The organism is Polynucleobacter sp. 73C-SIWE, assembly GCF_018882465.1.
Classification (GTDB): Bacteria; Pseudomonadota; Gammaproteobacteria; order Burkholderiales; family Burkholderiaceae; genus Polynucleobacter.
On record NZ_JACVOK010000002.1, the window covers coordinates 266,382 to 292,846 of the forward strand.

The 26,465-nt window shown below is 46.2% G+C and carries 31 protein-coding genes; 28 read left to right on the plus strand and 3 right to left on the minus strand.

The window, feature by feature from the left end; translation table 11 throughout:
* Window positions 1-11 precede the first annotated feature (11 nt).
* From ICN17_RS07580 to ICN17_RS07625, 10 genes are read left to right on the plus strand one after another with little or no spacing between them, the layout of a single operon-like run.
* Window positions 12-689: a phosphoribosylanthranilate isomerase gene (locus ICN17_RS07580; RefSeq protein WP_216236910.1), complete on the plus strand. Its 678-nt coding sequence runs from the start codon at window positions 12-14 to the stop codon at window positions 687-689.
* Between the two features lie 30 nt (window positions 690-719).
* Window positions 720-1,913 carry a tryptophan synthase subunit beta gene (gene trpB, locus ICN17_RS07585; protein ID WP_087909843.1) on the plus strand — a complete coding sequence of 398 codons (1,194 nt, stop codon included), beginning with the start codon at window positions 720-722 and terminating at the stop codon, window positions 1,911-1,913.
* Between the two features lie 8 nt (window positions 1,914-1,921).
* Window positions 1,922-2,719, plus strand: a complete 798-nt coding sequence (trpA, locus tag ICN17_RS07590; RefSeq protein ID WP_216236911.1) for a tryptophan synthase subunit alpha — start codon at window positions 1,922-1,924, stop codon at window positions 2,717-2,719.
* 5 nt (window positions 2,720-2,724) lie between these two features.
* A complete protein-coding gene (accD, locus tag ICN17_RS07595; protein WP_216236912.1) occupies window positions 2,725-3,612 on the plus strand; it encodes an acetyl-CoA carboxylase, carboxyltransferase subunit beta in 888 nt (295 codons plus the stop codon).
* Window positions 3,613-3,616: 4 nt separating this feature from the next.
* On the plus strand, window positions 3,617-4,942 hold the full coding sequence (gene folC, locus ICN17_RS07600; RefSeq protein ID WP_216236913.1) for a bifunctional tetrahydrofolate synthase/dihydrofolate synthase: 1,326 nt from the start codon (window positions 3,617-3,619) through the stop codon (window positions 4,940-4,942).
* A 3-nt stretch (window positions 4,943-4,945) separates the two neighbouring features.
* Window positions 4,946-5,746: an SPOR domain-containing protein gene (locus ICN17_RS07605; RefSeq protein WP_216236914.1), complete on the plus strand. Its 801-nt coding sequence runs from the start codon at window positions 4,946-4,948 to the stop codon at window positions 5,744-5,746.
* On the plus strand, window positions 5,746-6,312 hold the full coding sequence (locus ICN17_RS07610; RefSeq protein ID WP_216236915.1) for a CvpA family protein: 567 nt from the start codon (window positions 5,746-5,748) through the stop codon (window positions 6,310-6,312). Before ICN17_RS07605 ends, ICN17_RS07610 begins: the two co-directional genes overlap by 1 nt.
* Before the next feature lie 4 nt (window positions 6,313-6,316).
* Window positions 6,317-7,855, plus strand: a complete 1,539-nt coding sequence (purF, locus tag ICN17_RS07615; RefSeq protein ID WP_216236916.1) for an amidophosphoribosyltransferase — start codon at window positions 6,317-6,319, stop codon at window positions 7,853-7,855.
* 60 nt (window positions 7,856-7,915) lie between these two features.
* Window positions 7,916-9,124, plus strand: a complete 1,209-nt coding sequence (locus ICN17_RS07620) for an O-succinylhomoserine sulfhydrylase (protein WP_216236917.1) — start codon at window positions 7,916-7,918, stop codon at window positions 9,122-9,124.
* A 22-nt stretch (window positions 9,125-9,146) separates the two neighbouring features.
* Window positions 9,147-9,764: a bifunctional 2-polyprenyl-6-hydroxyphenol methylase/3-demethylubiquinol 3-O-methyltransferase UbiG gene (locus ICN17_RS07625; RefSeq protein ID WP_216236918.1), complete on the plus strand. Its 618-nt coding sequence runs from the start codon at window positions 9,147-9,149 to the stop codon at window positions 9,762-9,764.
* On the opposite strand, the gene ICN17_RS07630 is transcribed toward ICN17_RS07625, so the two are convergent.
* The gene (locus ICN17_RS07630; RefSeq protein ID WP_216236919.1) at window positions 9,754-10,860 is read right to left on the minus strand and encodes an ABC transporter ATP-binding protein; all 1,107 of its coding nucleotides are present in this window, start codon (window positions 10,858-10,860) and stop codon (window positions 9,754-9,756) included. The genes ICN17_RS07625 and ICN17_RS07630 overlap by 11 nt on opposite strands.
* Window positions 10,860-11,513, minus strand: a complete 654-nt coding sequence (gene modB / locus ICN17_RS07635; protein WP_216236920.1) for a molybdate ABC transporter permease subunit — start codon at window positions 11,511-11,513, stop codon at window positions 10,860-10,862. Before modB ends, ICN17_RS07630 begins: the two co-directional genes overlap by 1 nt.
* 107 nt (window positions 11,514-11,620) lie before the next feature.
* Between modB and ICN17_RS07640 the strand changes: the two genes are divergently transcribed.
* From ICN17_RS07640 to mnmH, 17 genes are all read left to right on the plus strand, one after another.
* A complete protein-coding gene (locus ICN17_RS07640; RefSeq protein WP_216236921.1) occupies window positions 11,621-11,956 on the plus strand; it encodes a metalloregulator ArsR/SmtB family transcription factor in 336 nt (111 codons plus the stop codon).
* Window positions 11,957-11,988: 32 nt separating this feature from the next.
* On the plus strand, window positions 11,989-13,389 hold the full coding sequence (soxC, locus tag ICN17_RS07645; RefSeq protein ID WP_216236922.1) for a sulfite dehydrogenase: 1,401 nt from the start codon (window positions 11,989-11,991) through the stop codon (window positions 13,387-13,389).
* Window positions 13,373-14,461, plus strand: coding sequence for a c-type cytochrome (locus tag ICN17_RS07650; RefSeq protein ID WP_216236923.1), 1,089 nt, complete (start codon window positions 13,373-13,375; stop codon window positions 14,459-14,461). Before soxC ends, ICN17_RS07650 begins: the two co-directional genes overlap by 17 nt.
* A gap of 67 nt (window positions 14,462-14,528) precedes the next feature.
* Window positions 14,529-14,981 carry a thiosulfate oxidation carrier protein SoxY gene (gene soxY, locus ICN17_RS07655; protein ID WP_087909855.1) on the plus strand — a complete coding sequence of 151 codons (453 nt, stop codon included), beginning with the start codon at window positions 14,529-14,531 and terminating at the stop codon, window positions 14,979-14,981.
* 55 nt (window positions 14,982-15,036) lie between these two features.
* Window positions 15,037-15,345: a thiosulfate oxidation carrier complex protein SoxZ gene (gene soxZ / locus ICN17_RS07660; protein WP_087909856.1), complete on the plus strand. Its 309-nt coding sequence runs from the start codon at window positions 15,037-15,039 to the stop codon at window positions 15,343-15,345.
* Window positions 15,346-15,388: 43 nt separating this feature from the next.
* A complete protein-coding gene (gene soxA, locus ICN17_RS07665; RefSeq protein ID WP_216236924.1) occupies window positions 15,389-16,204 on the plus strand; it encodes a sulfur oxidation c-type cytochrome SoxA in 816 nt (271 codons plus the stop codon).
* Between the two features lie 19 nt (window positions 16,205-16,223).
* Window positions 16,224-16,862, plus strand: coding sequence for a sulfur oxidation c-type cytochrome SoxX (soxX, locus tag ICN17_RS07670; protein WP_087909858.1), 639 nt, complete (start codon window positions 16,224-16,226; stop codon window positions 16,860-16,862).
* Window positions 16,863-16,921: 59 nt separating this feature from the next.
* Window positions 16,922-18,652 (plus strand): thiosulfohydrolase SoxB, encoded by a 1,731-nt coding sequence (gene soxB / locus ICN17_RS07675; RefSeq protein ID WP_216236925.1) that lies wholly within the window; start codon window positions 16,922-16,924, stop codon window positions 18,650-18,652.
* 20 nt (window positions 18,653-18,672) lie between these two features.
* Window positions 18,673-19,110, plus strand: a complete 438-nt coding sequence (locus tag ICN17_RS07680; protein ID WP_216236926.1) for a DsrE family protein — start codon at window positions 18,673-18,675, stop codon at window positions 19,108-19,110.
* 65 nt (window positions 19,111-19,175) lie between these two features.
* The gene (locus ICN17_RS07685; protein ID WP_255538360.1) at window positions 19,176-20,099 is read left to right on the plus strand and encodes an MBL fold metallo-hydrolase; all 924 of its coding nucleotides are present in this window, start codon (window positions 19,176-19,178) and stop codon (window positions 20,097-20,099) included.
* 58 nt (window positions 20,100-20,157) lie between these two features.
* Complete coding sequence (locus ICN17_RS07690; protein WP_255538361.1) at window positions 20,158-20,475, plus strand: hypothetical protein; 318 nt, start codon at window positions 20,158-20,160, stop codon at window positions 20,473-20,475.
* A 20-nt stretch (window positions 20,476-20,495) separates the two neighbouring features.
* Window positions 20,496-21,617 carry a YeeE/YedE family protein gene (locus ICN17_RS07695; RefSeq protein WP_216236928.1) on the plus strand — a complete coding sequence of 374 codons (1,122 nt, stop codon included), beginning with the start codon at window positions 20,496-20,498 and terminating at the stop codon, window positions 21,615-21,617.
* Window positions 21,618-21,642: 25 nt separating this feature from the next.
* Window positions 21,643-22,080, plus strand: a complete 438-nt coding sequence (locus ICN17_RS07700) for a YeeE/YedE family protein (RefSeq protein WP_216237595.1) — start codon at window positions 21,643-21,645, stop codon at window positions 22,078-22,080.
* A gap of 1 nt (window position 22,081) precedes the next feature.
* Window positions 22,082-22,528, plus strand: a complete 447-nt coding sequence (locus tag ICN17_RS07705) for a YeeE/YedE family protein (RefSeq protein ID WP_255538362.1) — start codon at window positions 22,082-22,084, stop codon at window positions 22,526-22,528.
* Between the two features lie 55 nt (window positions 22,529-22,583).
* Window positions 22,584-22,928, plus strand: coding sequence for a TIGR01244 family sulfur transferase (locus ICN17_RS07710; protein WP_216236929.1), 345 nt, complete (start codon window positions 22,584-22,586; stop codon window positions 22,926-22,928).
* 17 nt (window positions 22,929-22,945) lie between these two features.
* Window positions 22,946-23,368 (plus strand): thioesterase family protein, encoded by a 423-nt coding sequence (locus ICN17_RS07715; RefSeq protein ID WP_216236930.1) that lies wholly within the window; start codon window positions 22,946-22,948, stop codon window positions 23,366-23,368.
* A 5-nt stretch (window positions 23,369-23,373) separates the two neighbouring features.
* The gene (gene mnmH / locus ICN17_RS07720; RefSeq protein WP_216236931.1) at window positions 23,374-24,447 is read left to right on the plus strand and encodes a tRNA 2-selenouridine(34) synthase MnmH; all 1,074 of its coding nucleotides are present in this window, start codon (window positions 23,374-23,376) and stop codon (window positions 24,445-24,447) included.
* Between the two features lie 4 nt (window positions 24,448-24,451).
* Here mnmH and ICN17_RS07725 read toward each other — a convergent pair whose 3' ends face one another.
* Window positions 24,452-25,630: an acyl-CoA dehydrogenase gene (locus ICN17_RS07725; protein ID WP_216236932.1), complete on the minus strand. Its 1,179-nt coding sequence runs from the start codon at window positions 25,628-25,630 to the stop codon at window positions 24,452-24,454.
* A 91-nt stretch (window positions 25,631-25,721) separates the two neighbouring features.
* Between ICN17_RS07725 and ICN17_RS07730 the strand changes: the two genes are divergently transcribed.
* On the plus strand, window positions 25,722-26,432 hold the full coding sequence (locus ICN17_RS07730) for a queuosine precursor transporter (protein WP_216236933.1): 711 nt from the start codon (window positions 25,722-25,724) through the stop codon (window positions 26,430-26,432).
* Window positions 26,433-26,465: the final 33 nt, after the last annotated feature.

A 26,465-nucleotide genomic window follows, 5' to 3' on the forward strand; every position in this document is an offset into this window, starting at 1 on the left:
ATCATTCATTTATGGGCTTATTGACATACTCAGCTGGGCGAACCAGAGTCAAAATCTGCGGTTTAAAGACCTCAGCAGATATTGATGCGGCTGTTGCTGCCGGGGTCGATGCGGTCGGATTCGTCTTTTATCCCCCCAGTGTGCGTGCGGTTACCCCAAATATGGCTGCAAAGCTTATTTCTAGGCTTCCAGCAGGGGTAGACGCAGTGGGATTGGTCGTAAACGCTACGGATGAGGAGTTTGCTGCTATCAAGGCAGCCGCCCCAATCACTTTATGGCAGTTTCATGGGGATGAGACTCCAGAACGCTGTTTAGAGCTGGCAGATGGCCAACCTTGGATGAAAGCCGCCCGGGTGGGGCAGGACTTCGCATTTAGTGATTTTTCCCTACAATATAGGCAATCAAACGCTTTTCTGCTGGATGCCCTCGTCGAGGGTTATGGTGGCGGAGGCGTTCCTTTTGATTGGCAAGGAATTCCACAGACATGGGTAAGCGAAAACGCGCCTCGGGTCGTTTTGAGTGGTGGATTGAACACGCACAACGTGGGCGAGGCGATTGCTCGTCTGCATCCTTGCGCGGTTGACGTCTCTAGTGGCGTAGAAAGCAGCAGGGGTGTTAAAGATCCTGCGCTCATGGCTCAATTTATTAAAGCAGTGCGCGCAGCAGATGAGAAATCATCATCCCAATAATTTGCTGTAGATAAATCAAAAGAGGTAGCTATGTACGACAAGCCAGATGCACGAGGACACTTCGGTCCTTACGGCGGTGTGTTTGTTTCTGAGACATTGATGTTTGCATTAGATGAGCTCAAAGAGGCTTATGCAAAGTATCAAAACGATCCAGAATTTATTGAAGAGTTTCATTACGAACTCAAACACTTTGTCGGTAGACCATCCCCGGTTTATCACGCGAAGCGTTGGAGCGAAATGCTGGGTGGCGCACAGATTTACCTCAAGCGTGAAGATTTAAACCACACTGGCGCGCACAAGATTAATAACGTGATTGGCCAAGCCATGTTGGCTAAGCGCATGGGCAAGCCACGCATCATTGCTGAGACGGGTGCAGGTCAGCACGGCGTTGCTACAGCAACTATTTGTGCCCGCTTTGGCCTAGACTGCACGGTTTACCAAGGTTCTGTAGACGTAGCCCGTCAAGCACAAAATGTCTTTCGGATGAAATTGCTCGGTGCCAAAGTGGTTCCCGTGGAGTCAGGCACTAAGACATTAAAAGATGCGCTCAATGAAGCGATGCGCGATTGGGTCACTAATGTGGAAAACACTTTCTACATTATTGGTACTGTGGCTGGACCACATCCTTACCCAATGATGGTGCGCGATTTCCAGAGTGTGATTGGTGAAGAGTGCAAAGTACAAATGCCAGAGATGACTGGACGTCAACCTGATTATGTTTTAGCTTGTGTTGGCGGCGGCTCAAATGCGATGGGTATTTTCTATCCCTACATTGATTTCCCTGAAGTGAAACTCGTTGGTGTTGAAGCCGCAGGTCATGGACTTGGTAGTGGCTTACATTCAGCAGCACTCTGTGTTGGTAAGCCAGGCGTATTGCATGGCAATCGCACTTACTTATTGCAAGATGAAAATGGTCAGATTTCAGAAACCCATTCCGTATCAGCTGGTATGGACTATCCCGGAGTTGGCCCAGAGCATGCTTGGTTAAAAGACTCTGGTCGTGCTGACTACGTGGCTATTACTGATGAGGAAGCCTTGAAGGCATTCCATGACTGTTGCCAAATTGAAGGCATCATTCCTGCGTTAGAGTCTTCTCACGCCATTGCTTATGCCTGCAAGCTAGCAAAGACCTTGCCAAAAGATAAAACTATCTTGGTGAATCTGTCAGGTCGTGGCGATAAGGATATGCATACCGTTGCGCAAGCAACTGGTTCTGAAGGTTAAGAAAAACGATGTCAAAAATTACAGCGCTCTTTAAAGAGTTAAAAGCATCGGGCAAAAAAGGATTAATTCCTTTTATTACTGCAGGCGATCCAGACCCAAAGCAAACGGTCGAGTTAATGCATGCATTGGTTCGTGGTGGCTCAAGCGTGATTGAGCTAGGCGTACCTTTCTCAGATCCAATGGCTGATGGTCCGGTGATTCAGAGATCATCAGAGCGCGCATTAACGCACGGCGTGACATTGCATGGTTGCTTGGAGATGGTTAAAGAGTTTCGCAAAAAAGATGCCAGCACACCAGTTGTCTTGATGGGCTATGCAAATCCTGTTGAGCAAATGGGAGCAGAGCGTTTTGCAACCGAAGCAAAAGCTGCTGGTGTTGATGGCGTGCTGATAGTAGATTACCCGCCTGAAGAGTGTGTTGATTTTGCTGCACGTATGCGGGTTGCAGGTATTGATCCCATTTTCTTATTGGCACCAACCTCATCACATGAGCGTATTAAAGAGGCTGCCAAAATTGCTTCTGGTTATATTTATTACGTTTCTATGCGGGGAGTTACAGGCGCATCTCACCTTAATACCCAAGATGTGGCCAGCATCATTCCTAAGATTCGGGAGGAGACCGATATTCCAATCGCAGTTGGCTTTGGGATTAGCGATGCGGCTAGTGCTAAGGCGGTATCCCAAAGCGCAGATGCTGTGGTGATTGGCAGCCGCATTATTCGCCTTTTGGAGGATGCACCCCCTGGGCAGGCAGTACAATCACTGGAAACCTTCATTCGTGAGATTCGCGACGCATTGGATAGTTAAAACTAATGAGCTGGATAGATAAATTACTCCCACCCCAAATTCAACATACTGATCCTGCAAATCGCAAATCAGTACCTGAGGGGCTGTGGGTTAAGTGCCCTAGTTGTGAAACAGTTCTCTACAGCACAGATATCGAAGCGAACCTTTCAGTATGTCCAAAATGCAGTCATCACATGCGCATTGGTGCGCGTCAGCGTTTAGATAGCTTGCTCGATTCAAAAGGCCGTTATGAAATCGGCGCAGACATCTATCCAACAGATCCACTGAAATTTAAAGATTCCAAAAAATATCCAGACCGTATCAAAGAAGCAAATGATGCCTCTGGTGAATCAGAAGCTTTAATTGTGATGGGCGGAAAGATTGAAGCCATTCCTGTAGTAGTCGCCTGCTTTGAATTCCAATACATGGGCGGGTCGATGGGCTCTGTAGTTGGTGAGCGTTTTGCTCGTGGAGCTCAAGAAGCGATTGATAAGAAATGTGCCTTCCTCTGTGTCACTGCTACCGGTGGTGCGCGTATGCAAGAGAGTTTGTTATCTTTATTTCAGATGGCAAAGACCAACTCAATGTTGACCCTGCTGTCTAAAAAAGGTCTGCCCTATATCAGCGTATTAACTGATCCGACTATGGGCGGCATCTCCGCTAGCTTCGCCTTCATGGGTGATGTGGTGATGGCTGAACCAAAAGCCTTGATTGGTTTTGCTGGTCCACGCGTCATTGAACAAACGGTTCGTGAAAAATTACCAGAAGGATTTCAGCGTTCTGAGTTCTTGATGCAAAAGGGTGGTATCGATATGATTGTTGACCGTCGCCAAATGCGTGGTGAGATTGCGCGATTATTGGCGCTCTTGCAAAAACTTCCAGAGCCTGCGATTGCGGGTAGCGCAGCCGTTTAAGCGCTTGAGCACAGCACATCAATCTCCGATTCTTTTTTCTAGCCTAGAGGCTTGGCTTAGTCACCTTGAAACTGCCCACCCGGTTGGTATCGATATGGGGCTTGAGCGTATTAATCGGGTTAAAGCCGCATTAGGTCTTCAGTTTGATTGCCCAGTAATTACCGTTGCTGGGACTAATGGCAAGGGCTCAACTTGCGCCTATCTCGAGAGTATTTTGTTGGCTTCTGGTTACCGAGTTGGCTGTCACACTTCACCACATTTACTGAAATTTAGCGAGCGTGCTCGTGTAAATGGACAAGAGGTTAGCGATAACCTTTTGTTGGAGCACTTCACCGCCGTTGAAAATGCACGCGTGAGTTTGGTAGATGCACCAACGCTAACGTATTTTGAGTTCACCACTTTAGCCATCATGCATCTGTTCTCTAAAGCAAACTTAGATGCAGTAGTGCTAGAAGTTGGCATGGGTGGTCGTTTGGATGCTGTCAATATTGTGGATGCAGATTGCGCCATCGTGACTAGTATTGATATTGATCACGCAGATTTCTTAGGTGGAACCCGAGAGGCGATTGGTCGGGAGAAGGCTGGCATCTTCCGCCCCGGACATATTGCAGTGTGCGGTGATCCTGTCCCACCTCAGTCTTTAATTGACTATGCCGAAGAGCTTGGTTGTGATCTTTGGTTACAGGGGCGGGACTATAACTTCCAAGGCGATAAACAGCAGTGGGGGTGGGCTGGTCGCAAGAAGCGTTTTAGCGGTCTTGGTTATCCCGCACTACGCGGCGCTAATCAAATTCTCAATGCTTCGGCAGTGATTGCTGCTTTGATGGCACTTCATCAGCGCTTGCCCGTAAGCGCTCAAGATATTCGTAATGGCTTTGCCTTGGTTGAGTTGCCTGGCCGCTTTCAGGTGTTACCAGGGCAGCCAACCGTAGTGCTAGATGTGGCTCATAACCCGCATGCGGCAGCTACCTTAGGTCAAGGCCTATACAAAATGGGTTACCACCCATATACCTACGCCATCTTTGGAGCCATGGCGGATAAGGATATTGATGGGGTGATTAAGCCCTTGTTGGATATTGTGGATTTCTGGTTTTGTACGGATTTACCGACCCCAAGGGCAGCTAGCGCCTTGGCGCTCGCAAAGAGGCTTGAGGCCGCGGGAGTAAAGCCTCAAAACGGAGCCGATGGCGGTATCGAATGCTTCCCGGATCCTGCTGCAGCCTATCAAAAAGCCCTATCAAAAGCGGGTGAGGGTGATAGAATTGTGATCTTCGGATCCTTCTATACCGTTGCAGGCGTAATGACTTACCGAAACAACCAGGCCCATTGATCCATGATTCGTTTACCGAGCTTCTTTAAGCGAAAAACACAGGCTGATGACCTTGAATTAGGTTCAGTAGGGAGGCGCTCCGCTAAACGCGCTGCCCCCCGCAGTTTCCAGCGCGCTGCTGAAGCAGAAGAACTCGCTCTCACAGAAGATCCAGAACAACAAAGAGCACGTCATCGATTGATTGGTGCTGCCGTATTAGTCCTCATTGCGGTAGTTGGCCTGCCACGTGTTTTGGACAACAAACCGAAATCTTCACCTAACGATATTGCTGTCAATATCGTTACTAGTCTGCCAATTCCTGGAACAGAAGCAAAGCCTGAAGAGAAGCCTAAAGCAGAGGTAGCGCCTGAACCGGTAAAAGAGGCCCCCAAAGTAGTTGCTGCTCCAGATCCAAAGCCGGAAGTGAAAGCTGAAGTTAAGTCATCACCTGCACCAAATAAAGCGCCTGGATTAGGATTGGCTGCTGGCGAGGAGGTTATCGTTGCCAATAATGCCAAGCCCAAAGTGGATGACGCCACCAAACTTGCAAATACCAATTCGGATAACGGCTCCACAAATGGTTCAGGAAAGTATGTTATTCAGATTGGCGCTTTTGCTTCTGAAGAGCGCGCCAAGGGTTGGATTGCAAAACTCAAAGATCAAAAGATTCCAAACTATGTCTTAAATAAGACCGGTACGGATGGCGTCAAACTCTATGTTTTGCGGGCCGGTCCATATGCCGATAAAGATGCTGCAGAAGCAGCAGAGAAGAAAATTAAGGCGATGGGTCTCTCGCCAAGACTCGTCGAGACTGGTAAGCAGTAATGGAATACTTATCCACCTTAAAGCTAACATCGGTGGATTACTTCACCCTAGTTGTGCTCTTAGTATCCGCTTTGGTGGGTATCTCTCGCGGCCTCTTTAAAGAAGTGCTCGCATTAGCATCTTGGTTTGTGGCCGCATGGGTTGCTTATCACTATACAAATTATCTTTCTACAGAATGGCTCTCAACATTTCATTTAGATGAATTACTTAGTCTAGGTTTGAGTTTTTTGATTCTCTTCATACTGACGCTGATTGTTTGTGGATTGTGCGGCGGGGTAGTACAAAAAATTATCTTGTCAGCGGGCTTGAGTTTGACAGACCGATTCTTGGGTCTAGTGTTTGGTTTGGCGCGCGGCGCTTTAGTTGTTGTGATTTTGGCAACTCTAGCTGCATTAACGCCAATTACGCAAAGTGTGGCCTGGAAAGAGGCTATTACAAGACCTGCCATGGATATGGCAACCGGTTTAATTAAAAGTTGGCTGCCAGCTGACTGGGCTAAGCAATTGGGTGAGTCAATACCCAAAGTAACACCTACCATTACTCCTAAATTAACAATAGGAATCTAGAGATATGTGCGGCGTCGTCGGAACTATTTCCCACTCACCAGTAAATCAACTTCTCTATGATGCTCTGTTGCTCCTGCAACACCGCGGACAAGATGCGGCTGGTATCGCAACCATGAACGGTAATTCCTTCACAATGCACAAGGCTAACGGTCTTGTACGTGACGTATTTAGAACACGCAATATGCGTAGCTTAGTAGGTAATGCTGGTATCGGTCAGGTTCGTTATCCAACCGCTGGTTCAGCAAGCAGCGAAGAAGAGGCGCAACCTTTTTACGTCAGCGCACCATACGGAATTGTTTTAGCTCACAACGGTAACCTGACAAATGCACCAAGCCTGCGTGTTGAAATGGCTTACCGTGATCGCCGCCACATTAATACTAGCTCCGATACTGAGGTACTACTAAACGTCTTAGCGGACGAGCTCCAAAAAGAAACCAATAGCGTTGCCTTGGATGAGGGCGCTATGTTTAATGCTGTAACTGGAGTGACAGCCCGCGTAAAAGGTTCTTATGCGGTGGTATCTCTGATTGCTGGTTATGGTTTATTAGCTTTCCGCGATCCATTTGGCATTCGTCCTCTGTGTATTGGTCGTATTGATACACCACAAGGTCCTGAATGGATGGTGACATCAGAGTCAGTAGCACTAGAAGGCTTGGGCTTTACTTTTGTCCGTGACGTCAATCCTGGCGAAGCAATCTATATCGATTTAGATGGCAACTTCTACTCCCGTCAATGCGTACCCAATGCTGTACTCACACCTTGCATCTTCGAATATGTCTATATGGCGCGTCCAGACTCTACGATCGATGGCGTGACGGTTTACAACGTGCGCATGCGGATGGGTGATTACTTGGCCGAGAAGATTCGGAAAGAAACAAATGTCGATGAGATCGATGTTGTTATGCCGATTCCGGATTCAAGTCGTCCTGCAGCAATGCAAGTAGCTAAAAATTTAGGTGTTGATTATCGCGAAGGCTTCTTTAAGAACCGCTACATCGGCCGTACCTTTATCATGCCAGGCCAAGCTGTTCGCAAGAAATCAGTGCGCCAAAAACTCAATGCTATGCGCATTGAATTTAAAGACAAAACAGTATTGATTGTGGATGACTCTATCGTACGAGGCACCACCTCGTTTGAGATCGTACAAATGGCTCGTGAGTCTGGCGCTAAGAAAGTCATCTTTGCATCAGCAGCACCTCCGGTACGTTTTCCGAACGTATACGGCATTGATATGCCAACGCGTAGCGAGTTGGTTGCTTATGGCCGAACCGATGAAGAAATTAACAAGATGATTGGTGCAGACCAATTAATCTACCAAAGCGTTGAGGATATGAAGCAGGCAGTACGTGACATCAATCCGGCTATTCATCAATTTGAAGCCTCTTGTTTTGATGGTAATTACATTACTGGCGATATCACCGAGTCTTACCTGGATGCCTTGGAGGCAGCCAGAAATACCTCTGCCGCAAAAGCGGATCGTCAGCGTGATTCGAGCGACTTTGCCCGCTCCCAGCTTCATCTGCATTTAGCCACCGAAGACTAAAAAGCGACAAGAATTTGCCTTCGACAAGGCAATTCTTCAATTCGGTGTCAAAATAGCAGTATGAAAAGCAAAACCACACGTAAAAAACCAGATTTTTCTAAGCTGGCACTTGAGACCTTAGCGGTCCGTGCTGGTACTCGTCGCACAGCTGAATATCAAGAGCATTCAGAGGCGATGTTTTTGACTTCAAGTTTTTGTTTTGATAGCGCAGAATTAGCGGCTGATGGTTTTGCTCATGCGGACCAAGGTTTTATTTACTCTCGCTTTACCAATCCAACGGTCAGCATGTTTCAAGATCGCTTGGCTGCTTTAGAAGGCGGTGAAGCCTGTATTGCAACTGCTTCGGGTATGTCCGCTATTTTGACAATGGCAATGGCCCACTTACAGGCAGGTGACCATGTGGTTTGCTCACGTTCTGTGTTTGGTGCGACTGTTCAATTGTTTACTAATATCTTGGGTCGCTTTGGTATTACAACGACTTATGTTGATTTGGCTGATACCAAGTCATGGCAGGCCGCTGTTCAACCAAACACCAAACTGTTTTATTTGGAAACCCCATCTAATCCATTGACTGAGATTGCCGATATCAAGGCGATTTCGAAGATTGCCCAGAAAGCGAAAGCTTTATTTGCAGTAGATAACTGTTTCTGTACGCCAGCTTTACAAAAGCCTTTGGCTTTGGGTGCCGATGTCGTGATTCATTCGGCGACTAAGTATTTAGATGGCCAGGGTAGAGTGGTTGGCGGTGCAATTGTAGGTAGTAAAGATTTCATCATGGGCAAAGTATTCCCATACGTGCGTACTGCAGGCCCAACGCTCTCTGCCTTTAATGCTTGGATATTCCTCAAAGGTTTGGAGACTTTAGAGCTTCGCATGAAGCAACAGAGTCAGAATGCGCTCGCCTTGGCCCAGTGGCTAGAGAAGCACTCTGGAGTTGAGCGTGTTTATCATCCAGGCCTAACATCCCATCCACAGCATGCTTTAGCAAAACGTCAGCAAAAAGCGGGTGGTGCAATTGTGTCCTTCACACTGAAGGGCGGTAAAAAGGCGGCCTTTAAGCTGATTAACCAAACTAAGTTGTGCTCAATCACCGCAAACTTGGGTGATACACGTACGACGATTACTCATCCAGCGACGACTACCCATTGCCGAGTAACTCCTGAAGCCCGAAAAGCAGCAGGTATCAATGATGGCTTGGTACGTATTGCGGTCGGCCTTGAAAATATCAACGACCTCAAGAGTGACCTCGTTGGCGGACTCAAAAAATAATCAAGTCCACCAAAGCCAACCTATGGGCTTTTCTGACGCAACCCAGTTCTGGAATGAACGTTTTAATAAGGCAGAGTTCATCTTTGGCAAAGAGCCAAATGAATATCTTGTTGAGCAAACTCAAAAATACTTAAAGCCAGGCAGTAAGGTTCTTTGTATTGCTGATGGCGAAGGGCGTAACGGCGTGTGGTTGGCCAAACAAGGGATGCAAGTTGTTGGCTTTGACGCATCGGATATTGCGCTCGCTAAAGCCAAACAGTTTGCGCAAGAGAATCAGGTTGAAATTGAATATTCATTTTCAGATACCGATAGCTTTCATTGGCAAGACAGCACATACGACGCTGCCATTGGAATCTTTATCCAGTTTGCTGATCCGGCAATGCGAGAGCGCATTTTTCAGCAAACCCATAAGGCCCTGAAGCCAGGCGGCATCTTCATATTACAGGGCTATACGCCAAAGCAGCTGTTATATAAAACAGGCGGGCCATCCTTAATAGAGCACCTCTATACGGAAGAGCTTATTCGGGCTCTAGCTACGCAATTCCAAATACTGGATTTATGTTGCTATGAAAAAGAGCTGAATGAAGGTGCAAGACATGCTGGTATGTCTGCCTTATTAGGTCTGGTGGCTAAGAAGTAAAGCGACGTGGATCGTTTATGGGGCGAAGCGGCATGATGTGTATCTTGCTGCCATCCATTTCCACATGAGTGTTTTTGCCTACCTCTAATTCCAGTCTTTTGACTTCGGCTGCAGAGGCTTCCCAGCTAATTTTATGGCCACCATCATTTGTAAGTAGTTGAACGACTGCAATTTGACCTAAGGTACTGATTTGCTGGACCGTGGCTTGAATGCTGCCAGCCACTTGACTGAGGTGCAGAGTTAATCCATCGGCGGGCACCACCCAGGCAACCGGAGTGTCCGGTGGAATTTTGCCCTTATCAAGTACTTCAAACACATGACTGCTGTTATTCCAGCTCAACTTCCCAGATTTAAAAACACCTTCAAACATATTGTTGATACCAACAAGCTCTGCAACTCTAGAGTTTCTCGGTTTCTGAAAGAGAACCTGTGGGGCTGCAGTTTGCAAGCCAATGCCTTGGTCGATAACGGTAATGTGATCAGCTAATAGGTCGGCTTCACGTAAATCATGAGTCACCAGCAGAATGGGAATATTGAGATCCTTACGCAGCTCCGCCAGAATTTTGTAAAGACTTTGACGTGTAGGCGCATCAATTGCCGAAAACGGTTCATCAAGCAGCAAAGCATTGGGCTTTTTTACAAGGGCCCTCGCAAGCGCGACACGTTGTTGTTGCCCACCTGAAAGTTGATGAGGCATACGCTGTGCTAGTTCTGCAATTCCCATATGATTTAACCAATCCATTGCGATGGTTTGGCGCATTGCAAGTTCCTGTCCAGAGTTTTGCAGAGGAATGCAGATATTTTCAAGAGCAGTTAAATGCGGAAAGAGTGCATATTGCTGGAATAGGAATCCACAAGAGCGAACTGCTGGGGGGAGTGATGTTGTGGTGCCCTGTAAATCATTGGCCTCAAACCAAATTTGATTGTCACACTCAATCTTTCCAAGGCTGGCATTGCTCAGGCCTGCAATGGTTCGTAAAACAGATGTTTTTCCACTTCCTGACGGGCCCACCAAAGCATGTAGTTGTCCTGGAGCGCATTCAATATTGATTTGCAGGGGATTTGGCAGTGTCTGCGTAACTTTAATTTTTAGCATTAGGCTCTCCAGCCTTTCCTGCGGGATGGATTTTGACCAAAGACCCCATAGGACACTGCAATTGCTATTAAGGATATGCCGAGCAGTAATAAAGCAAGCGCTCCAGCTCCAGCGGTATCAAAACTTTGTACCTTGTCATAAATAGCAATCGATACTGTTTTGGTTTCTCCTGGTATTGCACCACCCACCATGAGAACTACTCCGAATTCACCGAGGGTATGGGCAAAGGTCAGCACTGCTGCGCTAGTAATGCCACGCCAGGCTAATGGCAATTCAATCAAACGAAAGATCTGCCAATTCGATAACCCGCTTACTTGAGCAGCTTCAATAATTTCTGGATTGATTGCTTCAAAAGCGCGCTGTATTGGCTGTATGGCAAATGGCAAATTGACAATGAGGGAGGCAATCAGAATGCCCGTAAATGAAAATACCAGTGGAACGCCCAAAAAGCTTTTGCCGCCCAAGCCAACGAGAAGGTAATAGCCCAAAACCGTAGGGGGCAGAACGAGGGGTAGTGCTAAGCCAGCCTCTATCCAGGATTTACCTTTACCCGCTTTTTGCAGGGAATGGGCCACCCAGACCCCAAAAGGAAGGATGAGGACGAGAGTCCACAAAGCAAGCTTTAATGAGAGAAGAATGGCATCCATATCCATGATTTGATTGTATCTGCTGATATCACTAGGGTATCTCTCTATAGAAAACGTTCTTGAATGTAGGTTAAATATTCGTTTATACGCATATATTGATATAGATAGCCCGCATGAAAGCTAAGGTTCAAAAAGCGACGAAAAACTTATCTCCCAAGCAGATGGAGAAAGTGTTTTTTCAGGTGGCGGCTTATTTCAACGTTCTCTCTGAGCCAGCACGTTTGCGCATCATGTATGCCGTATGCTCGGGTGAAAAGTCAGTATCAGAGGTGGTAGAGATGTGCGGCACTAGTCAGGCAAATGTATCTAGACATCTTTTAGCACTTCATCAGGCTGGCATTTTGCTAAGACGTAAAGAGGGTGTCACCGTTTATTACTCGATTGCTGATAACGCAACGGTAGAGATGTGTCAGACAGTCTGCGCCAAGATTGCTGAAGGTATTCATTAATGACAAAGTATTTATTCTGACGTAGAGGTCAAATGACGAAGAAGCAAATTGAATTGAGCGCACAGGATATCTCAGCGATTGAGAAGCCCGCCAATGGAGTTCGCCTTGTGAAAGCGCCAGAGCACTTTATCTCTCAAAAGCTAATTGCTGAAATTAATGCCAATGGTCTTGATGAGACGCGTCGTGGCTTTTTACGTAAGGGATTCTTTTCTGCCTTAGGCGGCGCTGCAGCTGGCCTAGCAGCTCCCATGGCTTTTGCTGCCGGTGAGGGTGATCCAGCAATTTTGGAAAAACAAGAGTGGCAAACCACTTTAGGTAAAAACGTTGCCACAATGCCTTATGGCGTTCCATCAATCTATGAGGCGAACTTAATTCGCCGTGAATCTCCGGGTTTAACGCGTGTATCAGCTGCATCAGTTGCATTTACTCCTTTGCAAGGTTTGTTTGGAACGATTACTCCAAACGGTTTGCATTTCGAACGCCATCACCAAGGTTGGTACAACCTGAATCCAGAAACACATCGTCTGATGGTGAATGGCCTAGTAAAAAATGCTCGTGTTTTTACAATGAATGACCTGATGAGACTGCCATCAGTCTCGCGTACACATTTCATTGAGTGTGGCGCCAATACTGGTTTAGAGTGGGGCAATGTTGCCGTACCAACTGTGCAATACACCCACGGTATGTTGTCTTGCTGTGAATTTACTGGCGTACCTCTCAAAGTCTTGCTACAAGAATGTGGTGCTGATCTGAAAAAAGGTAAGTTCCTGCTGGCTGAAGGTGGCGATGGTTCCGGGATGACTCGTACCATTAATCTCGAGGCCTGTCTTGAGGATACGATTGTGGCTTGGGGTATGAATGGGGAGATGCTGCGTCCAGAAAATGGCTTTCCATTGCGTCTAGTCGTTCCAGGCGTACAAGGTGTTAGCTGGGTGAAGTGGTTGCGTCGTCTAGAAGTGGGCGATATGCCTTGGAATACTAAAGACGAGGCTGTTCACTATATTGAATTGATGCCAGATGGCATGCATCGTCAATACGCATCTATCCAAGAATGTAAATCTGTCATCACCACACCTTCGGGCGGACAACAATTATTGGATAAAGGCTTCTACAACGTCAGTGGTATGGCATGGTCTGGTCGCGGCAAGATTAAACGTGTTGATGTTTCGTTTGATGGCGGCAATAACTGGCGAACTGCTCGATTAGAGACTCCGGTTCTCACAAAGTCCATTACCCGTTTCAATATTGATTGGGTATGGGATGGATCGCCAGCAATATTGCAGTCTAGAGCAATTGATGACACCGGCTATATTCAGCCATCCATCAAGATGCTACGTGATGTTCGAGGTAATCGTTCGATTTATCACAACAATGCGATTCAGTCTTGGAAATTGGATTCAAACGGTGAGGTGAGCAATGTACAAGTTGGATAAATTATTTGCTCGCTTAGCGCTTGTCGTTTTAGCAGTACTCTGTACACAGTTAGCTTATGCACAAAGTACTCAGGGATCTATGAAGTTTCCTGGCATTGGGCGCAACGCAACGCCCGCCGAAGTGATGGCTTGGGATATTGATGTACGCCCAGACTTCAAGGGGCTGCCAAAGGGGTCTGGCTCCGTTGCGCAAGGTCAAGTGATTTGGGAATCTAAGTGCGCCAGTTGTCACGGTGTGTTTGGTGAGTCCAATGAAATCTTTACCCCGATTGCCGGCGGGACAACCGCTGATGATGTGAAGACGGGAAGAGTTGCGTCTTTGGCTGATCGTAAGCAGCCTCAGCGCACTACCTTAATGAAGGTTCCCACGGTTTCAACATTATGGGACTACATTTATCGCGCAATGCCTTGGAATGCCCCAAGATCATTAACGGCGGACGATACCTATGCTCTGGTGGCATTTATCTTAAGCTTAGGCGAAATCGTTCCAGATGATTTTGTCTTGAGTGATGCCAATATTGCGGAAGTGCAAAAGAAGATGCCAAACCGTAATGGCATGACTCGAAACCACGGTTTTTGGAGTATTAATGGCAAGCCGGATGTCAACGGCTCCTCTTGTATGAACAATTGCGTTAAGTTTGTGCAAATTGGATCTGAATTGCCTGATTTCGCAAGAAATGCCCATGGCAATATTGCAGAGCAAAATCGTCTCTATGGACCTTATCGGGGATCGGATTCTACTAAGCCACCAATAGCAAAGTTGCCCGGCTCGTCAGGCGAGGGTTTGGCGCATGCTGCTGATACTCATGCGCCCACAACTAAGGGCCCTGCAGCATTATTTAAGAATGAGAACTGCTCAGCATGTCATGCTCCCAATGCCAAGTTGGTGGGCCCATCTATTGCTGATATTGCCAATAAGTACAAAGGCCAAAGTGGGGCTCAAGAAAAGCTCATGGCTAAGGTCAAAAATGGTGGCTCAGGGGTATGGGGAGCCATTCCGATGCCGCCACAGGCGCAGCTATCGGATGAGGATAGGGCAACTCTAGTGCGCTGGATGCTTACTGGACAGTAGATTTACAGAAGGTTTTTTGAAATACCGCTATATTTGATACTAAGAGTAGATTATTAAAGGAGTTTTTATGAATCAGCAGCGACGCAGTTTATTGAAATATTCAGCCGTTTTCGGCTTAATGGCTTCTGCGGGTCTCATTAGCGTAGCCCAAGCTCAAGAGTGGAATAAAGCCGCTTTTGAAGGTAAGAGCCTTGATGACGTGTTTAAGGTCTTGGGTGCTGGTACCCCTGATAAATCTGGCGCCGTAACTTTGAACGCTCCTGATATTGCGGAGAACGGTGCAGTGGTTCCAGTTGGAATTACCACCACTCTTAAAGCAGAGCAAATGGCCATCTTGGTTGAGAAAAACCCAAGCGCCTTAGCTGCTCAATTCTTCATTCCTGCTGGTACAGAGCCATTTGTTACTACACGTATCAAGATGGGTCAGACCTCCAATGTATACGCCTTGGTAAAAGCCGATGGCAAATGGAGCATGTCCGTCAAGGAAGTGAAAGTTACCTTGGGTGGTTGCGGCGGTTAACCCGCCCAATTCATCTGAATACCATTAATTAATTACTAGATTATAAGAGGAAAACATGGCTGATCCAATGCGCGTTAGAGCTGCTGAGAACGGTGGAATTGTGGACGTAAAGATTTTGATGAAGCACGATATGGAATCTGGTCAGCGCAAAGATGCTGCTGGTAAAACTATTCCAGCATGGTTCATCAGCACAATTAATGTCAAAGCTAATGGCAAAGATGTATTGAATGGTCAATTTGGTCCAGCAGTTTCTAAGGATCCATTTTTGAACTTCAAATACAAAGGCGCTAAAGGTGACAAGATTGTTGTGAGCTGGGTAGATAGCAAGGGTGATAAGCGCACCGACGAAGCAACTGCTTCTTGATGCGAATGTCTTCACCGTCTAAATAGTTCTGAAAGGGTAACAAATGCAGCGTAAATATACCTTGGGCTTAGCCTCAGGATTGCTGGCAACACTGTTGTCAGTTTCTTCATTGTCTTATGCGCAAAAGAGTGCAACTGACGATATTGCTAAATATCGCGAGATGATTGCAGACGGAAACCCTTCAGAGCTCTATGAAGCTGCTGGTGAAGATCTTTGGAAAAAACCAGCCGGCCCTAAAAATGCCACTCTAGAGAAATGTGATTTAGGTCTTGGGCCTGGAGTCGTGAAGGGCGCAGCTGCTCAGTTGCCGCGCTACTTTAAAGACACCAATAAGGTTCAAGATCTCGAGTCACGCTTGATGACCTGTATGCAGGCATTACAGGGTCGCGATCCTCAGGAAATGATTGATGCTCCTTTTCAAAAGGGGCCCAAGAAAGACATGGAGGCTATTGTTGCTTACGTAGTCACCCTATCTAAAGGTGACAAGATTAAGGTGAGCACCAATCATCCAAAAGAAAAAGAAATGTATGAGCTTGGTAAGCGCGCATTTTTCTTCCAGGGTGGTCCAATGGATTTCTCCTGCGCATCTTGCCATGCTGAAAATGGCAAACGGATTCGCTTACAAGACCTACCAAATCTCGTTGAGCAAAAAGGTGCAGCCTTAGGCTGGGGTTACTGGCCAGCGTACCGCGTTTCTAGCGGTCAGTTCTGGACAATGCAACAGCGCTTGAATGATTGCTATCGTCAGCAACGTTTCCCATTCCCAATCTATGGCTCAGATGTAACGATTGCTTTATCTATGTATATGGCTAAGACTGCCAATGGCGGAACAGTTGAAACGCCTGGATTAAAGCGCTAAGAGATAAGAGACGAACATTATGAAAACTACACACATCAAAAAGCTCTTAACTATTGCTGGATTCATTGTTGCTTCAAGCTTATTGCAAAACGTAGCAGTGGCTCAACAAAAGAATGATCCAAAGTTTAATAAGATGATGACCGATAGCTTTAGAGCTGAGGGCATTGCTGGCTTAGATCGCATCAATCAGGATGCAACCCAAAAGTTTTGCTCTGATCCAGTATTTGCCAGTAGCAAACAAGGTGAAAAGATGCGCGAAAAGATTCAGAAAATCAATATGGAGTCCATCAAGCAACCTTCAGATGGAAAATATATTGGCGACTGGAAGGCTGGCGAGAGGATTGCTCAAAGTGGCCGTGGTGCAACTTGGACAGACAAGGCTGACGCTGTTGTTGGTGGTGGTTGCTATAACTGTCACCAGATTGACGCAAAAGAAATCTCCTATGGAAATATCGGTCCTTCATTGACTGGTTACGGAAAATTACGCGGTTATTCACAAGAAGTGGTTACCTATACCTGGAATCGTATTAATAACTCCAAGGCTTATAACGCTTGCAGCAATATGCCACGATTTGCGCACTTCAAACTCTTGAATGAACAGCAAATTCAGGATGTCATGGCCTTATTGCTTGATCCTGCCTCTCCAGTGAATCAGTAAGTAGAGATACAAAATATAAAGAACAGGCCGACAGGCCTGTTTTCTTAAGGGGAAATGTTATGTCTTTAAGTCGTCGCGATTTTTTGCAGGCCTTGGCTATTGCATCTGCAGGCGGAATGAGTTTGCAGTCAAACTTTGCTAATGCGCAAAGCACTGCCCAAAAATTTTATGACTTACCCAAGTTCGGTAACGTTCATTTCTTGCATTTCACAGATTGTCATGCTCAGTTGCTACCAATTTACTTTCGAGAGCCTAATGTCAATCTTGGCATTGGCGCTCAAGAGGGTAAAACTCCGCACTTAGTTGGCGAATATTTCTTAAAAGCAAACGGCATTAAACCGGGTACTCGTGATGCACACGCATTTACCTACCTGGACTACGTAGCAGCGGCGCAGAACTACGGCAAGATGGGTGGCTTTGCTCATATGGCTAGCTTAATTAAGCAAGTGAAGGCGAATCGTCCTGGAGCCTTGTTGCTTGATGGTGGTGATACCTGGCAGGGTTCAGGTACTGCGCTCTGGACCAACGGCCAAGATATGGTTGATGCAGCGCTTGCTCTTGGTGTTGATGTAATGACACCGCATTGGGAAATGACCTTGGGTGAGAAGCGCGTGATGGAAATTGTCAATGGCGATTTCAAGGGCAAAGTCTCTTTCATTGCGCAAAATATTAAGACAGCAGACTTTGGTGACATGGTATTTAACCCTTATGTCATGAAAGTGCAGAACGGCATTCAAGTGGCCATCATTGGCCAGGCTTTTCCATACACGCCAATTGCAAATCCAAGGTATTTCACCCCTGACTGGACTTTTGGTATTCAGGAAGAGAATATGCAAAAGACCATTGATGAAGTGAGATCAAAGGGTGCAAAGGTTGTTGTACTTTTATCTCACAATGGTATGGACGTGGATTTAAAGATGGCCTCTCGCGTTCGCGGCTTAGATGCAATTATGGGAGGTCATACGCATGATGGCGTTCCTATTCCGGTGAAGGTGAAGAACGCTGGCGGAGTAACCTTAGTTACCAATGCTGGATCAAATAGCAAGTTCTTAGGCGTTCTGGATTTTGATGTGAAGGGCGGCAAACCGGTTGATTTCCGCTATAAGCTTTTCCCAATCTTTTCCAATCTGATTCCGGCTGATCCAACGATGAGTAAGTTGATCACTAAGATCAGAGCTCCGTATGAAGCTAAGCTTAATGAAAAGCTAGCCACTACTGAAGGTCTCTTGTATCGCCGTGGAAACTTCAATGGAAGCTTTGATCAGCTCATTCTTGATGGTTTGATGGCGCAGAAAAATGCAGAGATTGCTTTCTCGCCCGGCTTCCGCTGGGGTACTAGCCTCTTACCAGGCCAGGCAATTACCCGTGAGAACCTCTTAGATCAAACTGCGATTACTTATCCATACACCACTGTCACAAATATGACTGGCGAGACGATTAAAACAATCCTAGAAGACGTTGCAGACAATTTATTTAATCCTGATCCTTACTATCAGCAAGGTGGTGACATGGTGCGTGTGGGCGGCATGCAATACGCTATTGATCCAGCTCAAACTGCTGGCAAGCGTATTACCGATATGCGCTTAAATGGCAAACCTATTGAGGCTAGCAAGACATACAAGGTTGCAGGCTGGGCACCAGTGAGCGAAGATGCTAAGAATGCTGGTGGCGAGGCAATCTGGGATGTGATGGAAAGACACCTAAGAGATGTCAAGGTTGTAAAAGCTGTCAAACTGAATGAGCCAATCATCAAAGGCGTTAACAATAATCCTGGCATGGCTCCCATTTAAACCGTATGAAAGTTACAGCAATGAATAAGTTAATTCATCTTATATTTGCAGCCATGATCGCCCTTGGTTTTGGATCCATCGCCAATGCGCAATCATCTGGTTCGACCAAGGTGGTTTATCACATCGATGATGCCGAGACCCAAGGTTTAAAAGGTTTACGTAATATTCGCAACCACCTTGATGTCTCGCCACAAACCACCATCATTGTTGTTACCCACGCAAATGGTGTAGATCTGCTGATGGAGGGTGGCAAAGATAAAAAGAATAATGTGGAATATGCCCCGTTAGTAGGGGCACTTAAATCCCGTGGTGTGAAGTTTGAGGTCTGTGAAATTACTCTGAAGAATCGTAATCTCAAGAAAGATCAATTCACAATGGATGCAGATTTCACGCCATCAGGCGTAGTGCGTGTTGCAGACCTGCAATACAAAGATGGGTTTGCGTACATTAAGCCTTAACTCATATTCAAATGAATATTTACAGGATTAGCATTGCTTATGTGAAGTGCTCGATAGGGATCCTAATGGGATCCCTTATCTTATTCAGTAGCGCTCATGGGCAAATCACTAAGCCTGTCGACACAATTCAATTAAAGCCTATTCAGGTAGCACCTCATACCTATTTTGTGAAGGGCTACCCAGAAATGGGGAATAGTGCTAATCAAAACTTTATTTCAAATGCTGGATTTGTGGTGACTCCTAAAGGCGTCGTCGTAGTGGATGCCTTAGGCTCGCCTATTCTTGCGCAAAAATTGATTGCTGAAATTAAAAAGATCACCAACCAAAAAGTAGTTGCTCTGATTGTGAGTCACTATCATGCTGATCATATTTACGGCCTGCAAGAATTTAAAAAGATCGGCGCCAAGATTTATGCGCAAGGTGAGGGTAGAAACTATCTTTCTTCAGAGACTGCAAAGCAACGTTTAATCGCCTCAAGAATTGATTTTGCTCCGTGGGTAAATGCTGATACAAGGCTGGTTTCAGCGGATGTTTGGATTGATCATAAAATTAAACTCTCCATTGGGGGAGTAGATTTTTTTGTGAGCCGCGTTGGGCCTGCCCATGCCCCGGAAGATTTAATGGTTTACGTGCCATCAGAAAAAGTACTCTTTGCTGGAGACCTTGTATTTCGGGGTCGAATTCCATTCGTTGGCAATGCTGATAGCAAGGGTTGGCTCATTGCTTTAGATGAGATTGAAAAACTCAAGCCCAATATCGTGATTCCAGGGCATGGCAATTACTCGGTGAAGCCCGCCGAAGACATTATTTTCACTAGAAACTACCTGAAATATTTACGGGATTCCATGTCCGTAGCGGCCATCAATATGGATCCTTTTGAGGATGCCTATAAGCAAGCAGATTGGTCGGAATATGAAGGAATGCCACTATTTAGAGCGGCCAACCGGATGAACGCCTATAACGTCTACCTTTCAATTCAGGCTGAGTAGGGCAATTTTGCTCATTGGGCCTTAAAATAGAGGATTAATGCTAAATCCTTGATTTGTAATGAAAATGCTTCTTATTCGATTCCTTCCCGCAATAACATTCAGCGCGCTTCTCAGTGCACCAGCTTTTGCTGCGCCGGATTTGGCCAATGGCAAGGCTATTGATCAGCAAAAATGCTATGCCTGCCATGCCAAAAAAACAGGTTTTGGCAATGGCGACATGATCTACACCCGTAGCGATAGCAAAGTGAAGTCTGTAGCCAATTTAAAGAGGATGGTGGCTATGTGTAATACCGAACTTCGCTTAGACCTATTTCCTGAGGATGAGGCAGATGTTGTTGCTTATCTCAATAAGCAGTTTTATAAATTCAAACCTTAAATTTTCAAAATATAGTCGCTATGGATGTTGTTGATATCAATTCTTTAAGTAGGTCAGTGCTCTGGGCTACGTTTGCCATTGCCTTTGTGCTTGGTGCAGTGATGCAGAAGACAGGTTTTTGTACTATGGGCGCTGTTTCTGATGCATTCATTATGTCTAGCTGGGATCGACTCAGGCAGTGGTTCTTGGCAATTGGTATTGCCATCGTTGGTTTTGCTTTGATGTCTTATTTTGGATTGATCGATCCGCTGAAAAGCTTTTATACCGGCAATCGGTTTTTATGGCTTTCCACTATTGTTGGCAGTATTTTGTTTGGCTTTGGCATGGTTTTGTCCTCTGGCTGTGGCAGTAAAACCTTAGTACGCATTGGTGGCGGTAATTTAAAGTCGATCATTGTTTTTATGGTACTCGGTCTAACTGCTTATATGACTATGCGTGGTTTTTTAGGTGTGATTCGCATCAATACGCTGGATACTGTCTATATCGCTTTCAGTACCCCGCAAGATTTACCCAGTCTTCTGAGCGGCCCTTTGGGAATGGCTCGCGCTAATCTTCATCTAGCTTTAGGCTTGATCATGGGTTTTGCATTCATTGCCTATGCCTTAGCTAACAAAGCATTTTGGACAGCAGAGAACCTTATCGCCGGAATTGTTGTTGGTTTGGCTATCTGCGCTATTTGGTGGGTCTCTGGCAATCTCGGTTACGTAGCAGAAGATCCCAATACTTTGGAAGAGGTATTTTTGGTTACCAATTCTGGGCGTATGGAGAGCTTATCTTTTGTTGCTCCTTATGCCTATTCATTAGACTGGCTCATGATGTATAGCGATACATCCAAAGTGCTCACGGTTGGAGTGGTTGCGGTAATCGGAATGATCTTGGGTTCGGCGCTTGTATCTATTGCAAGCAAATCTTTCCGCTGGGAGTCTTTCCGCAACACTGAAGACACCGCAAATCATTTGCTTGGCGCTGCCTTGATGGGCTTTGGAGGCGTTACTGCTCTGGGGTGTACAGTAGGGCAGGGCTTAAGTGGTATCTCCACTCTAGCGCTCGGATCTTTTCTTGCCTTATCTGGATTTATTTTTGGTGCCTATTTAGGATTGCGCTACCTGCAATTCCGCCTTGCCCCTAATCCTTGCAGCTAACTATCAATCGTTTGGATATTCATTAATGCAAATTGACTGGCTTTCCTTCACACCCATTCCGTCCTTATTAGGCGGAATGATTCTAGGTGTTGCAGCAGCACTCTATGTACTATTGCATGGTCGTATTCTGGGTATTAGTGGGATTGTTTCTGGACTGTTGCATCCCAAGGTTGAGGACTCTGCTTGGCGATTAAGCTTGGTGTTAGGTTTAGTTACAGCTCCATTTTTGGCAGCATTATTTTTCGGTATATTTCCAATCGTTGAGATTGACTCTAGTTGGTTGGCAATTGTGATTGCCGGTCTTTTAGTTGGCTTTGGCGCCCAATATGGTTCAGGCTGCACTAGTGGTCACGGCATTTGTGGTTTGTCTCGCTTATCACCCCGCTCATTGGTTGCAACTATATCTTTTATGGGCGCTGGTTTTATGATGGTTTTTGTGGTTCGTCACTTGATCGGGGGCTAAGTTGAAAAAACATTACGGCCTCTTTAGTCAATATGGCATTGGTGTGCTCTTCGGATGGGGATTAATCATTTCCGGCATGAGCAATCCACATAAGATTTTAGGTTTCTTGGATTTAGCTGGCAACTGGGATCCATCACTCATGTTTGTGATGCTGGGCGCAGTGATAGTTGGTCTTGCGGGTTTTTATGTTGCGAGCAAGCGATCTGAAGCATTCTTTGGTGGGGCTCTGCATATTCCCACTAGGCGCGATATCACTAAACCTTTGGTTATTGGCGGTCTGATCTTTGGGGCTGGTTGGGGTATTGCTGGTTTTTGTCCTGGACCAGCATTAGTTGCCCTTGGTGCAGGCCATCTCAAAGCCCTGGTATTTGTGGCTGCCATGCTGGCTGGTATGGAGATCTGCGAACGATTCTTCACGGCTCATAGAAACAAGCCCAAGCAAGCCTGAGCCTGCCTGATTTAGAATCAACCCTATCGCATATTTATTGAATGTAGAGGGTTTTATGAGTCTTCCTATTACTTGCCATAACGATCAATTCGGTACTCTAGGCCAAATTGATGCTATCCATTTAGCGGAAATTGCTGAGCAGGGCTATAAAAGCGTCATTAATAACCGCCCAGATGGTGAAGGTGGCCCGAATCAACCAAGCAATGCCTCTATTCAAGCTGAAGCTGAAAAGCTTGGCCTGAACTACGTTTACCTACCAGTAGTTCCTGGTGCATTTACTCCTGCCCAAGTTCAAGAAATGGCGCGTCTCTTAAAAACAATGCCTGGCCCTATTTTGGCATTCTGTCGTTCTGGAGCTCGCTCAACCAATCTATACCATCTTGCATTGCAAGTTGCTTAAGACGAAAGTCTGATTGCATGCGCATTGTTATTCCTGATGAGCGCAAGCTTGTTCATGAAATGATTGCACCGATTCGGTGGGGTGATATGGATGCCTACGGCCATGTGAATAACACCATCTACTTTCGGTATATGGAGCAAGCGCGAGTAGATTGGATTAGTTCGCTGGGATACAAGGTTGCTCCAGAGGGTGAGTCAGTGATCATGATCAATGCCTTTTGTAATTTCTTTAAGCAACTAAGCTATCCAGGCGACATTATTCTCAAAACATTTGTTGGCGCTATTGGCAGAACCAGTATGGACGTGTTTCATACCATGACACTGAGGACTGAGCCTGATATCTTGGCTGCCGAAGGTGGTAGCACCTTAGTGTGGGTGGATATGAATACAAATCAGTCTGTGCCTTGGCCTGAAGATATATTGCAAAAGGTGCGTGCGTAAACGGAATGCAGCCAAGCAACCCACACATCTTATGGCTGGATCAATTTCTCTCTGAGCTACATCAATTTGACCTCATCATTGATGTCAGATCACCAGCAGAGTTTGCCTTAGATCATATTCCTGGTGCAGTGAATTTTCCGGTCCTTAACAATGAAGAGCGCGCCCAGATCGGCACTCTCTATAAACAAGTTTCTCCATTTGCAGCCAAGAAGCTTGGCGCAGCTCTAGTATCTAAAAATATTGCTTTGCATATTGAGCAAAACTTACTCGAATTGCCGCGTGAATGGCGTCCACTAATTTATTGTTGGCGTGGTGGTGAGCGCAGCGGGGCATTTACCCACATTCTGAATCGCATTGGTTGGAAGGCGATGCAGCTTGAGAGTGGTTATCAAGGCTTTAGGCGGACCGTGATTGATGGCCTTGAACATGCTGCAAGCATGTTTAGATTCCAGGTGGTCTGTGGGATGACAGGCAGCGGTAAAACTAGGGCCCTTCAAGAAGCGAAACAGTATGGTGCGCAAATCTTAGATCTAGAGGCCCTGGCGATTCATCGTGGCTCAGTATTAGGTAATGAGCCTAATAGCGAGCAACCATCTCAAAAAGGATTTGAGACGGCTATTTGGAATGCGCTACGCAATCTAGACCCTTCAAAGCCAGTCTTGGTGGAGTCCGAAAGTAAAAAGGTGGGCGGAGTTCATATACCTGATGCCTTAATGCAAAAAATCCGTAACGGTGCTTGTATTGAATTACGCTCCAGCACTCAAACCCGAGTTTCTTGGTTGATTCGTGAATACCATCACTTCCTAACTGACACGGATAACTTTAAAAGTAAGCTTGCCTTACTCACCGCTCACTATGGAAAAGTCCAGATCAGTAAATGGAATGAAGCCATTGATGCAGGCAACTTTCCGGAGTTAGTTGAGGAGTTGCTAGTAAAGCACTACGATCCTTCTTATCAATCATCGATCGTCAGAAATTTTCCTCAATACACAATGGAAAATTTTGTGCAACTTGAAAATGATAGTGATGAGGCCTTTGCTAAAGCGGCAAAGGCCATCGTTGCAAAGCTGAACTCTTAGCGAATCAGCTAAACGCCTGAATACCAGTCTGCGCGCGCCCTAAAATCAGGGCATGAATATCGTGGGTGCCTTCGTAGGTATTGACTACCTCTAAGTTCAGCATATGACGCACAACTCCATACTCATCTGAGATACCATTACCACCATGCATATCACGCGCTAGACGTGCAACATCTAGGGACTTACCGCAAGAGTTACGTTTCATGATGGAGGTGATTTCTGGGGCGGCAATCCCTTCATCCTTCATGCGACCCAAGCGTAAGCAACCTTGGAGAGCAAGCGTGATTTCAGTTTGCATATCTGCTAATTTTTTCTGAATCAATTGATTGGCAGCGAGAGGTCGATCGAACTGCTTGCGGTCAAGCGTATATTGGCGAGCAGCGTGCCAGCACCATTCAGCAGCCCCTAGGGTGCCCCAAGAGATTCCGTAGCGAGCAGAGTTCAGGCAGGTAAATGGACCTTTCAGGCCGCTAACTTCAGGAAATTCATTTTCGGTGGGAACAAAGACCTCATCCATTACGATTTCACCGGTAATGGAGGCGCGTAAACCCATCTTGCCGCTGATCTTGGGAGCGCTCAAGCCCTTCATCCCTTTTTCTAGGATGTAGCCGCGGATCACACCCTCATCATTCTTTGCCCATACAACAAATACATCGGCAATTGGGGAGTTAGAGATCCACATCTTGGATCCCGTTAAAGAAAATCCACCCGGAACTTTTTTAGCTCGGGTGATCATTCCGCCAGCATCGGATCCGTAGTTCGGCTCAGTTAAACCAAAGCAACCAATCCATTCTCCAGTAGCTAACTTCGGAAGATATTTTTGTTTTTGTGCTTCGCTACCAAATTCATTAATCGGCACCATCACCAATGAGGATTGCACGCTCATCATCGAACGATAACCAGAATCAACACGTTCAATCTCGCGAGCAATCAAGCCATAAGAAACATAATTGAGGTTAGCGCCGCCGTATTGTTCTGGAATGGTGATACCTAGAAGACCAAGCTCTCCCATTTCTCGAAAGATTGCAGGATCGGTCGTCTCGTTGCGGAAGGCATCATGAATGCGTGGCATGAGACGCCCTTGCGCATACTCAGCAGCCGCATCACGGATCATGCGCTCCTCTTCGGTTAATTGCGTATCGAGGAGGAGGGGGTCCGCCCAATTAAAACTGGCTTTACTCATTACTTAGTCATCCTATTGTTAAATTTGCTGCTTCCTGCGAATTTTCAGGAATGCAGATATTCTTGTTTCTATTATCCATTTTTCCAGGCTTATGGACTCACCTAGACGACACCATCGCTATTACGACCTCATTTTGGCGGCCTTTGTGGTGGTCTTGCTTTGCTCAAACTTTATCGGCGCAGGTAAAGCGGCCGTGATTGACATACCTTACTTCGGAACCATTCCGTTTGGTGCCGGAATTTTGTTCTTTCCAATTGCCTATTTTTTTGGAGATATTCTCACTGAGGTTTACGGCTACGCTTATGATCGCCGTGCTGTTTGGGCGGGATTTGCTGCTCTAGCATTTGCAGCAGTCATGGCGCAAATTGTGATTGCCCTCCCGGTTGCTCCTGGCAGCTATATGGCCAATTATCAGCATGGCCTTGAAACCGTCTTTGGTAACTCCTGGCGCATTGCTTTGGCTTCGATGTTTTCATTTTGGTGCGGCAGTCTGGTAAATAGCTACGTTCTGGCCAAAATGAAAATTTGGACTAAAGGACGCTTCTTGTGGATGCGCACCATTGGTTCAACGGCGGTAGGTGAGTTGGTGGACTCCTCTTTCTTTTACATACTGGCCTTCTATGGCATATGGCCTACCCATGAGCTAATTCAGGTGGCATTGGCTCAGTATGTCCTGAAAACTTCCTGGGAGATCTTGGCTACCCCAATGACCTATTGGGTCATCAATTTTCTGAAGCGCAAGGAAAATGAGGATTATTACGACATCCATACGAATTTCACCCCATTTAGGGTCAAAGTCTGAATTAGGCCTTTCTAAGCTGAACCCGTTAAAATA